This is a genomic window from Thermodesulfovibrionales bacterium, assembly GCA_035622735.1.
Taxonomy (GTDB): Bacteria; Nitrospirota; Thermodesulfovibrionia; order Thermodesulfovibrionales; family UBA9159; genus DASPUT01.
In genome coordinates this window covers 1-11,003 of the sequence record DASPUT010000073.1, presented here as the reverse complement: position 1 = coordinate 11,003, position 11,003 = coordinate 1, and the positions used below count along the sequence as shown (strand labels likewise).

Here is an 11,003-nt window from a genome sequence, read left to right as displayed (position 1 = left end):
GACAGCCTCATATCTGCTTTAATAAGGGGGAAGACAGCATAGAGCACCTGCCTGTCGATATAGTTCAGGAGGTTGACCGAAAGGAGGAGAAGGAGAACGTAATTCCGATTCGTCATTGCAACGATCCTCTGTTATTCCTGCTATAATTGCGAAGCCACTTCATACAGGGATGGATACTCTTCCCTTGCGGCCTCGATGTCTTCCTTGAGAAGTCTTACCCCTTCCTCCACATGCTTCAGGAAATATCTTTTCCCCTTCACGACGGAAAGAAAGGCGTACGCACCAAGGGCTTGCATATGTCTCTGGAGGCGGCAGGGAAGAAGGGCCGATCTGAAAGTCTCTTCATCGAACCCTGAGGCGCCCTTCGCCTCCATCCGCCCGACATAATAATCCAACAGCCTTTCCCTCAGCGTTTCCTGGATACGGTAATAGGGGTCCCAGAGGAGAGAGGCGATGTCATAAGCCGGCGGACCGATTCTTGCCCCCTGATAATCGATGACTCTCGGTATCTCTACCTTCGTTACCATGATGTTCTGACTCTGAAAATCCCTGTGGATCACGGTCTTGGGAAGAGAATCCGCCTTCCTCGCGAGCAGGTGAAGATCCTTTTCGAGCAGGGAACTGTCTTTCATCCTCATGCCTCTCAGCCCTAAAACGAAGTTCTCCCCAAAATATCCCGTCTCCCACCGCAGATGGTCATAGTCAAAAAGCTTCTCCGTTAATTGGGGACATTCAGCGACGTGATCAGTGACATCAGTATGCATCGTGACTGCGATGTCCAGAACCTTCCGGTAGAGCCTGAGGGTCTCTTCTACAGAACGCGGACATTTGAGCCAGCCATAGAGCGAAAGATCCCCGAGGTCTTCGAAAACAGCCTCCCCCCGTTCCCTATCCAGCCTCAGGAGGGCGGGAACAGGGACGCTATATCTCCGGAAGAAGTCAGTATATGCGATGTGCCGATCGAAATCCTCACTGCCGCTACCAAACTGCACGAGCACGGAGGAACGCTTCCCCTCGCGCAAGCGGTAATACTTCCTTTCCGATCCTCCCGAACCGATAGGAATGATATTGCCATCTCCCGACGGTGAGAGCATCTCCCCTTCTTTCAGAGGTATTTCGAAGGCGGGGCCGATGATGCTGTTCTCAAAGGATCCGCCCGCGGTCAGGCGCGACCCCGGTAAAAGGATGCAATTTCTCAGCGAGACGCCGTGCTCTGCAGATGATTTTTCCTCCATCACGACATATCCGTCCATTGCAACATGACGGCAGCCCCTTGCCGTGGAATGGATGTAGACAATCTCGCCATCTGCCCTCATGGCTTCGACGACAGCTGCAGCATACGCAGACGGGGTCCCGATGTCGCTCCAGTAACAGCCGCTCACATCATGGGTTCCGATTCGCATGCCTGACTTGAGAGCATACAACCAGGCATCCACGACACTCGATACGCCTTTGGGAAGGAATTTCAGGAAGTCGGGGCTGTAGGCAGCTATGCCGGTGAAGGCGACTCGTCTCGTTTCGCCCTGATCATGAATTAGGGAGACTCCGACACCCCTCAGAAAACCATCCCCGTCAACCGCAACAGTATTGAAATCCGGAAAATCGTGAACAGCAAGCGTCACGACGTTTTCCGAAGATCGGTGCACTTCGATGAGTCTCTCGATGTCCATGTCGCAGAGTACGTCTGAGTTATGGACGAGAAACACGCCTTCCGAGAGGAGGCCCTCTGCGTTCTTCAGCGCGCCTCCCGTACCGAGGAGGGGCTCTTCGGGAAAGAGGACGATCCCTTCACGGAATGCTGAACTCTCTATCCACGCTTGAAGATCATCCTTCCTGTAATGAAGGTTCATCCCGAAACGTTTGGCATGGCACGCAAGCCTTTCGAGGATAATTGCGAGGACCGGTCTGCCGGCAATGGGGAGAAGGGGCTTGGGAATCTCATAGGTTATCGGCCTCAATCTTTCACCCAAGCCCGCGGCAGGGATGAATATATTGACCGGTTCAGCCATAAAGCAAGAATCTTCTTCTCACTGTCTTCTGAAAATGGAGGCATTCTTCTCTCCACAATTCCTCCATGAACGTTAGGCTCCGGCCTTTCTCTATCCCCTTCCTGAGCTTATCCGTGCCGGCAAGAATATCGATAGGCATCTTCTCTCTCTCATATTCGTAGGGAGGGTTTTTCCATCGGAAGCGGGCGGGATAGAGGTCATGGACCGCCTTCAGCACAGCGACACCTGTCTTGAAAGGTCTGAAACGGCTCCTGTCCGTAACGTGTATCTGAGCTCCGCCGCAGAGCCTTGACGAATGCTTCTGAAAGGTCGGCTCGAAAAAAATCGGCCTGAAGGCGACACCGGGAAGCCCGAACTGCTTCAGCTCCTTTATGAGCGCATCGGGATCTATGAAGGGCGCACCGAATATCTCGAAGGGCCTTGTCGTTCCGCGGCCTTCACTGAGGAGCGTGCCTTCAAGGAGGCAGGCTCCCGGATAGACAGTCGCCGAATCAAGCGTCGGCATGTTCGGAGAAGGCATTACCCAAGGGAGAGCGGTGTCATCAAACCACATCTTCCGCTTCCATCGCTCCATGGAAATGATATGGAGATCGAGGGACGGGTAGAATTCATCTTTGAGATACCATGCAATTTCCCCCACGGTCATGCCGTGACGTACCGGGAGGGGCCTGTTTCCTACAAAAGAAGCATAATGCGGATTGAGGACCGTTCCTTCGATAACAGCTCCGCTGAGAGGGTTCGGCCGGTCAAGGACGACTACGGGCTTGCCCTCTTCGATACATGCCTGCATACAAAGATCCATGGTCCAGATGAATGTGTAATACCGTGAACCGACATCCTGGAGATCTATCACGATGAGATCGAGATCTTTCAGCACGGAAGGCCGCGGTTGCCGGGTCGCTCCATAGAGACTGAAGACGGGGAGACCCCTCTTCCCGTCGCGGAACCCCTTCCATTCCACCATATTGTCCTGTGTCTCTCCGCGGATCCCGTGCTGGGGACCGAAGAGCGCGGTCAATCTGCACCTCGTCGATTGGAGAAAGAGGTCCGCGGCATGATCGAGATTTCTGTTAACCGACGCAGGATGGACCACGAGCCCTACCCTCGCGCCCCTGAAGCGTTTTGGCCAATGTTTTTCGAACAGATCGAGTCCGGTCTTCACCGACATGGCAGATTCTCCTCCGGCGGCATACTCTACCATTTTTCTCTACGCACTGACAAACGAGCTTACGCGACGGGTACATGACGTAGGAGAATGACAGGTGCCAGAGAGGAAAAGGGGAATTAACGAATGCTACAAGGCTTCCGCTGTTTTCTTCCGAAACGCCCTTCCCTTCCAGATCATGTAAATAGCCGGATAGATGATGAGCTCCAGTATTGTGGACGTAATCACTCCGCCGACCATCGGCGCAGCGATTCGTTTCATGACATCAGATCCCGCACCGTGACTAAACATGATCGGTATAAGCCCTGCCAGGATGACGCTCACCGTCATGATCTTAGGCCGTATCCTCTTTACGGCGCCGTGCATTACCGCTTCCCTGAGGTCATCGGGAGACTTCAGCCTCCCTTCCCGCCTCCACTCTTCATACGCGAGTTCGAGATAGAGGAGCATTATGACCCCGGTCTCTGCATCGAGACCGGCAAGGGCTATAATGCCGACCCAGACAGCGATGCTCATGTTGTAATTCAGAAAATAAAGAAGCCAAAAAGAGCCCACAAGCGAAAAGGGAACAGCGAGGAGGACGATCATCGTCTTTGTTGCAGACCTGGTATTGAAATAGATGAGTAGAAAAATGATAAGGGCTGTGAGCGGGATGACCAGCTTCAAGCGGTCATGGGTTTTCACCAGGAATTCATACTCACCGCTCCATCGGAGCCGGTAACCCTCGGGCAACTTCACGGAGGATGCCACCTTATTCTTCGCTTCTTCCACGTAACCGCCCACGTCACGACCGGAGAAATCAACATAGACATAGTTCGCGAGGAGCCCTTCCTCGCTCTTAATCGATGTGGGACCCTTCACGATTCCCACGTCGGCAAGCTCACCGAGGGGTATATGGGCGATGCCGTCCGGCTTCGCGCTGCCCTGCATGCCGGAGGTGTTACTCCTCATGTTCACGGGGACAAATATCCTCTTTATCTTCTCCACGTCATTCCTCAGTTCTCTCGCGTACCGGACATTGACCGGATACCGCTCTCTGCCCTCCACAGTCGTTGTGAGGTTCATGCCTCCGAGCGTACTGGCGACTACGGTCTGGACATCGTCCATCGAAAGGCCGTACCGCGCAATCTCTTCACGCTTCGGCTTGATGTCGAGGAAATACCCGGTTGTGACTCTTTCCGCATACGCGCTCCTCGTACCGGGCACGCTCTTAATGACATTTTCCACGTCGGTAGAAATTTTTTCGATCACGTCGAGCTTCGGTCCAAGCACCTTGACGCCGACAGGTGTCCTGATGCCGGTCGCCAGCATATCGATTCGGTTCTTTATCGGCATCGTAAAAGAGTTTGCGACCCCCGGTATCTGGAGGGCATCGTTCATCTCATTCTTGAGCTTTTCCACGTCCATGTCTTTCCGCCATTCCTTCTCCGGTTTCAGGTTCACCACGGTCTCGAACATCTCGAGTGGCGCCGGGTCTGTCGCGGTTTCAGCGCGGCCCGCCTTTCCGAAGACCTGTGACACCTCGGGGATACCCATGAGTATCCTGTCCTGCATCTGGAGAAGCTGCCCCGCAACGGAAACGGATGCGGCCGGCACCGTTACGGGCATATAGAGAAGGGACCCCTCATAGAGGGGAGGCATGAACTCGGAACCGAGTCTTTTGTAGGGGATCACGGTCACAGCAACGATAATGACGGCCACGAGGATCACCGCAAACTTGAAGCGGAGGGCAAACCGAGCTACGGGCTCATAGGCTTTCCTCAGGATGATACTGACCGGATGGTTTTCCTCGGGGTATATGGTGAAGAGGTACTTGAGGAACGGTATTCTCTTAAGGAACGGGATGTCCTCGCGCACGAACATACTCATGAGCACCGGCGTGAGGGTGACGGCGAGAAATGACGAAAAGAGCATGGCAAAGGTCTTTGTATACGCCAGAGGCTTGAAGAGCCTTCCCGCCTGCGCCTGGAGGGTGAAGATAGGGAAGAATCCCACGGTAATGACGAGGAGAGAAAAGAAGAGTGACGGCCCGACTTCCTTTGAGGCATCGATGATCACATCCAGCCTGGTGCACCCCTTTATGCGGTCACAAACCCAGTCCTCCATCTTCTTGTGGGCGTTCTCCACCATGATGATGGATGCGTCCACCATCGCTCCTATCGCGATGGCAATGCCCCCCAAACTCATGATATTTGAAGTGACTCCGAGGTAATACATGCAGATAAAAGACATGATGATGGCCACCGGCAGGGTCAGTATCACCACGAGAGCGCTCGGGAGGTGGAAGAGGAAGACAATGCAGACGACGCTCACTGCGAGAGAGAGTTTTATGATTTCATCTTTGAGGGTGTGAATGGACCTGTGTATCAGGTCCGACCTGTCATAGGTCGTGACGATCCTGATTCCTTCCGGTAACGAAGGCTGGATATCCTTCTCGATTTTTTCCTTCACCCGTTCGATGACGTTGAGGACATTTTCACCGAAGCGGACAACGACAATCCCTCCGGCAACTTCTCCCCTGCCGTCAAGATCGGCGAGTCCTCTCCGTATCTCTGGGCCGAGTTGCACGCTGGCAACATCACGGAGGAATATGGGAGTCCCGGCACCATTCGTCCCGACCGTAATGTCTTCGATATCCTTAACGCCCTTTATGTACCCCCTGCCTCTCACCATGTACTCGACCCCGGACATCTCGAGGACCCTCCCCTCAACGTCATTGTTGCTCTTCCGCACGGCATCCATGACCTTCATAAGGGAGACGTCATAGGCAGAAAGACGGTTGGGGTCAATTGCTATCTGGTACTGCTTCACGAACCCGCCGAGACTCGCCACCTGGGATACGCCGGGCACACTCTCGAGAGCGAGCTTGATGTTCCAATCCTGCAGGGATCGGAGTTGTGAGAGGTCATGCCCGCCCTTCTCGTCGACGAGGGCATAACTGAACCCCCACCCCACACTGGAGGCGTCGGGCCCGAGCACGGGGTTTACGTCCGCGGGGAGCTTGTTCTTCACCGACTGGAGATATTCGAGGACCCTGCTCCTTGCCCAATATATGTTCGTCCCCTCTTCGAAGATCACATAGATAAAGGAACTCCCTAAGAAGGAAAATCCCCGTACCGCCTGCACCTTCGGCGCTGCGAGGAGGGTTGATGTTATTGGGTACGTTATCTGGTCTTCGACGAGATCGGGGCTTCTTCCCGCCCAGTCCGTGAAGATGATGACCTGCGTGTCGCTGAGGTCCGGTATGGCATCAAGTGGTGTCTTCATCAGCGCCCAGTATCCCCAGGCGCAAAGAAAAATCACCACGAGAAAGATGATGAACTTGTTCCGTGCACTGTATTCGATGATTTTGGAAATCATATATTATAGTTGTCAGCTTACGGACTATGAGATATCAGCTTATCTTGTGCTCAGTGCTAATGTCCTTCAAGAGGCTTTACACCCTTCAGCTGTGCCTCTGAGTCAATGAGGAAAGTGGCCGATGAAGCAACCTTCTCCCCAGCCTTTAGCCCCATAAGCACCTCTTTGAACCCTTCTGCCCTTATACCGAGCATTACCTCCCGGGGCTCAAAGATTCCATCGCCCCTGTCGACATACACGATTTGGCGGGTACCTGTATCGATTATCGCATCATCCGGTATCGCGAGCCTGCTCCCGAGGTTGATCCTCACTTCGACATTGGTAAACATCTGGGGTTTCAGCTGACCGCCGGGATTGGGGAGAACGAACCTCACCTTCGCCGTCCTCGTCTCACCTGAAAGGGAAGGATAGAGATAATCTATTCTCGATGAGAATTCCTTGCCGGGGAAATAGGTCAGACTGAGCCTCGCCGTTTCCCCTACCTTGACGAACGGGAGTTCGTATTCGTATATGTCGGAGATGATCCAGACCGAAGAGAGGTCTGCGACGTCAAAGAGTTTCTCGCCGGGCATGACCCGCATCCCCCGGACGGCCATCTTCTGCACGACATATCCGTCGACGGGACTGTAAATGGTGAGTGTTCTGACGGGCTTCCCCGACTCCTCTATACGCCTGATCTGGTCATCCGATATGTCCCAGAGCCTCAGCCTCTGCTTTGCGGCCTCGACGATCGCTTCGGCATCACGCGAGAGCATTCTCCCGATAGTTTCGTCTTTGACGTCGCCGCTCTTTCTTGCCCATTTCACCACATTCAGGAATTCCTGCTGGGTCGCGATGAGTTCGGGGCTGTAGATGTCGGCGAGAGGCTCCCCCTTCTTCACATGTTTCCCCGTATAGTCGACAAGGAGCTTCTCGATCCAGCCTTCTACCTTGGTATTCACCGTGGCCAGTCTTCTCTCGTCGTATTCGATCTTGCCGACAGTTTTGATGATCTTCTCGAGAGGTCTCACAGCGACCACCGTTGTCTTAACCCCTATCATCTGCTGCTTTTCCGAGGGAATTTCTATCGTCGGAACCTCCTTTTCCGTCTGCGCCTCTTTCCCCCCGGGCTGGACGTTCGGCTTTTCATCCCCCGGTGCATGCGCCTGGTGTTCCTGAGCTGGAGCGGCTGGGGAAGGCGGGGTGAGATGCCGCGACTTTCCACCGATAGATTCCTGGACGAAATCCGTACGTGACAGAGCGAAAATGAGTCCTGAGAGGAGGACCAAAATAATGACGATGACCGCGTATCTCCTATTCATCTCTGCAGGTCCCCGGTCTCAGTCGTTTCTGCTATCGCCTGAAGCCTCGCTATCGCTTTTTCCCTCTCGATGAACTGCCCCCAGTATAACGTCTCAACGTCGAGAAGGCTCTTAAGCCGCGAGATGACCGTTATGGACTCGACCTTTCCCGACGTGTACCCTGCAAGGGCCGATTCGAAATCCTGGTATGTCTTGGGGATGAGACCGTCCTTGTATAATCCCATGAGTCTCTCTGCCGTCTTCGTCATTGAATAGTTATCCCTGATCGTTGAAGAAAGCATGATCTTCGTGGATTGGAGTTCGTGTTCGGCTGTGGATAACAGTGCCTTCGCCTCCAGAACAGCCTGCCTCTGCTTCGTCTGGTAAAAGATCGGGATATTGATCGTCGTCGTGAGACTCCACATATCCTGGAAGTCTCCCGCCCGGGGCATTATGCTGCCTGTCAGCGTGAAGTCGGGATAGTAATCTTTTTCAGCCATCTTCACCTTCGCCTCTGCGGCAGCGACCATCCGCTCCTTCTCCTTTACGAAGGGCGAATGTTCGATATGGGTTTTCAAAAGCTCATCCATGGTCACGAACAGCTCCGTCCTGACCGGCTCGACGGGCCTGCCCAGGGGAGATGTGACATCCCTGCCTACCGTGGTATTGAGCATGGCCTCAACGGACTGTATCTTCTGCTTCAGCATCTCCTCTTTTTCGAGGAGCATATACTTCTCCGTCTGCGCCATCAGGACCTCCTGCTGCACGCCCATCCCGGCTGAGTACCGGGCTGTCGCCGCATCCTCTATCCTCGAAAAGAGAACGGACCTGTCCCTGATGAGATCGATGTTCTTGTAAGCGAGGAAGAGGTCGTAATAGAGCTCCTTCACTTTCTCTATCGTCATCAGCCTTGTCCCGAGGTAAGATGCCTTGAAGCCCTCGGCTTCCTGCGACGCCATCTCACCCTTGAGCGAGAGTTTTCCCGGGAAGGGGATCGTCTGAGAGGCGGAAAACGTATACCACGACATCTGATCTTTTCCGTACGTGTATTGCTTGAACCCTTCGTTCTGGTAACCGAACGTAAAAAGGGGATCAGGGAGGCTCTTTGCCTGCGGAATCCTGAATCCGGACGCAGCGGTCTTCGTTTCCGAGATGAGGATTTCGTGGTTGTTCTTCAGCGCCTCACTGATAAGGTCCTGCAGGTTCAGGACCTCATCGGAAGCATCGGCCGGGTGCAGAAACAGGAAGAGGGAAAACAGAACACCAATCGCAACCTCTCTGAGACGTCCCCGCGGGGCCTTGATCTGTGCTCTGTATTCCTCTGTCTTCATGCCCTCTTACTTCGCATCAATCGTAAACTTCATCGAAGAAGTCTTTCCCGCCCTTGCGATCTTAATCGTCACGTTCCAAGAGCCGGCCATCGAGAGGGTCATCTTTGCCTTGTATTCGTTCCCCTTCAATTCAGCGTCGGCCTTATAGTTCATCGCGGGCATCCCCGGCATCGCGGGCATTGAATAATCGATCAACACCTTGGCGTCGGTCACATTCTTGCCCGAAGCGTCCTTAATCTCGACGGTGGCATTGTTATCACCGACAACAGGCGGATTCTTGTCTATCCTCACAACGACACTATAGTCGCCGGCCTTCTTCGCCACCTCATAATCCTTCGCATATGCCACGCCTGCGAGAAGGAGCAGGACTGAAGCTGCTGCTAAAAACCTTTTCATCTCTAACCTCCGGATTTATCGTAATCAATAGTTTCCAACAACTTTGTTCGGAAAAGTCATCGCATCGCGATTGACCTACACAAATATCCCATACGGCTGCCCGCTTGTCAACAGAAGAATGGCTCGCATTTCGAATAATCCGTTGCTCGCACTTCCCGCATTCACCGCACCTCCTTCGCAGATAGATAATGTCACTCGTAGATTAGCATCGATAAAATGAAGAACTTATGAATAAAAGATGGAGATACTATGAATTACCGTGGAGTAGCGGCGGCATGCACATGAGGTCGAGAAATTCGCGAACACTATCCGGCGAACGGTCACCCGATCTTTTCCATGGTCTGTATGTCTATGAGGCTCTCGATCGGCAGCACAGCGATGTATCCATCACCGGCAAGACCGGTGTGGGCATTGTCAAGGATTACGCTGCTAATTTCGTTTACGCTTTCATCGGGAATAATCATCTGTATCATCTTATAGACCGAATAAGAGGTGAATACCTGTGCCTGTTCGCCGACCCCCTTAATCTCCAATATCGTCAGTTGTCTTATGCCTAAGGTTTCAAGGGATTTCACGATACGTTCAAGAGACGTTGTCCTGACGACGGCATTCACCAGTTTCATGATGACCTCCTCATGTATCTCATTCTGAGAACGGTTGCAACTTCTTCTATTTAAAATCATATCACAGCCCTTCCATTAGGGAAGCACAACCCAGCCGAAAACCGTTGCGGTTGCGGACGACGACGCGGTTATATTGTAATCACCATGAGCAAAAAGTAATCATCGGATGGGATACCTCATCCCATAGCCCTGCAATTTCGATGGTCAAGGACCTGGCATGAGGATTGCTTTTTCCAATGAAACTTCAGAAGGAGCGTGCAAAGACATGGATGATTCGGTAAAGATTTATGGTCTCTGCTTGGAAAGGTTGAGGCATCAGATCAGGAAAGCCAAAGAGCGGTTGCCTCTCGGGAGGTACCCTGACAGGATTCTCCTGGAATCTTACAACACGGGGGACCTCGAGGATATTGTCGATATCCTTGAGCTTTACGACCTGGAGGAGAGAACGTTGATGTCTCTGAGGGAGAAGCTGGGGGACTTGGCATATACGGTTTCCGTACTCAGCGGAGAGACGCTCACATTCGGTTTCGACGAAGAGGGGCACCTCGGTCTCTACTTGGCAGTTCAGGAAGGGGCGTTTATCCCTCAGGACCTGGTGGCAGATGAGGGCGCGTTGGTTCGCTGAGGAGGACAACTTCTCTGACTATTGCAAAGAGACCTAGTGGTAAACTGAGAGACAGAGGCATAGCCATGAGAAATATATTGAGCCTTATCGGCAATACGCCGCTCGTAAAGATTAACCGAATGGTCAGCGCCGGCTATGCGGAGATATGGGCGAAGCTCGAGGGACAGAACCCGGGCGGCTCGGTGAAAGACAGAATCGCTCTTTCGATGATCGA

8 protein-coding genes are annotated in these 11,003 nt (G+C 53.2%); 1 reads left to right on the top strand and 7 read right to left on the bottom strand.

Annotated elements, in window-relative coordinates; translation table 11 throughout:
* Positions 1-140: 140 nt before the first annotated feature.
* The 7 genes from VEI96_04005 to VEI96_03975 all read right to left on the bottom strand — a co-directional run bounded on the left by VEI96_04005 (position 141) and on the right by VEI96_03975 (position 10,164).
* Entirely contained in the window at positions 141-2,009 is a 1,869-nt protein-coding gene (locus tag VEI96_04005) for a phosphotransferase (GenBank protein HXX57140.1), read from the bottom strand.
* Positions 2,002-3,177, bottom strand: coding sequence for a DUF1343 domain-containing protein (locus VEI96_04000; protein HXX57139.1), 1,176 nt, complete (start codon positions 3,175-3,177; stop codon positions 2,002-2,004). The genes VEI96_04005 and VEI96_04000 overlap by 8 nt, the downstream gene beginning before the upstream one ends.
* A 126-nt stretch (positions 3,178-3,303) precedes the next feature.
* Entirely contained in the window at positions 3,304-6,534 is a 3,231-nt protein-coding gene (locus VEI96_03995; GenBank protein ID HXX57138.1) for a CusA/CzcA family heavy metal efflux RND transporter, read from the bottom strand.
* A gap of 56 nt (positions 6,535-6,590) precedes the next feature.
* Positions 6,591-7,835, bottom strand: a complete 1,245-nt coding sequence (locus VEI96_03990) for an efflux RND transporter periplasmic adaptor subunit (protein ID HXX57137.1) — start codon at positions 7,833-7,835, stop codon at positions 6,591-6,593.
* Positions 7,832-9,145: a TolC family protein gene (locus VEI96_03985; GenBank protein ID HXX57136.1), complete on the bottom strand. Its 1,314-nt coding sequence runs from the start codon at positions 9,143-9,145 to the stop codon at positions 7,832-7,834. The genes VEI96_03990 and VEI96_03985 overlap by 4 nt, the downstream gene beginning before the upstream one ends.
* Before the next feature lie 6 nt (positions 9,146-9,151).
* Positions 9,152-9,541, bottom strand: coding sequence for a FixH family protein (locus tag VEI96_03980; GenBank protein HXX57135.1), 390 nt, complete (start codon positions 9,539-9,541; stop codon positions 9,152-9,154).
* Positions 9,542-9,861: 320 nt separating this feature from the next.
* Positions 9,862-10,164: a P-II family nitrogen regulator gene (locus VEI96_03975; GenBank protein ID HXX57134.1), complete on the bottom strand. Its 303-nt coding sequence runs from the start codon at positions 10,162-10,164 to the stop codon at positions 9,862-9,864.
* A gap of 265 nt (positions 10,165-10,429) precedes the next feature.
* On the opposite strand from VEI96_03975, the gene VEI96_03970 reads away from it, so the two are divergent.
* Positions 10,430-10,789 (top strand): hypothetical protein, encoded by a 360-nt coding sequence (locus VEI96_03970; protein ID HXX57133.1) that lies wholly within the window; start codon positions 10,430-10,432, stop codon positions 10,787-10,789.
* Positions 10,790-11,003 lie beyond the last annotated feature (214 nt).

What these genes read in the sequence shown, in the direction of transcription:
- VEI96_04005 (HXX57140.1), bottom strand. Translation starts at nt 2,009, where the DNA reads ATGGCTGAACCGGTCAATATATTCATCCCTGCCGCGGGCTTGGGTGAA.
- VEI96_04000 (HXX57139.1), bottom strand. Translation starts at nt 3,177, where the DNA reads ATGTCGGTGAAGACCGGACTCGATCTGTTCGAAAAACATTGGCCAAAA.
- VEI96_03995 (HXX57138.1), bottom strand. Translation starts at nt 6,534, where the DNA reads ATGATTTCCAAAATCATCGAATACAGTGCACGGAACAAGTTCATCATC.
- VEI96_03990 (HXX57137.1), bottom strand. Translation starts at nt 7,835, where the DNA reads ATGAATAGGAGATACGCGGTCATCGTCATTATTTTGGTCCTCCTCTCA.
- VEI96_03985 (HXX57136.1), bottom strand. Translation starts at nt 9,145, where the DNA reads ATGAAGACAGAGGAATACAGAGCACAGATCAAGGCCCCGCGGGGACGT.
- VEI96_03980 (HXX57135.1), bottom strand. Translation starts at nt 9,541, where the DNA reads ATGAAAAGGTTTTTAGCAGCAGCTTCAGTCCTGCTCCTTCTCGCAGGC.
- VEI96_03975 (HXX57134.1), bottom strand. Translation starts at nt 10,164, where the DNA reads ATGAAACTGGTGAATGCCGTCGTCAGGACAACGTCTCTTGAACGTATC.
- VEI96_03970 (HXX57133.1), top strand. Translation starts at nt 10,430, where the DNA reads ATGGATGATTCGGTAAAGATTTATGGTCTCTGCTTGGAAAGGTTGAGG.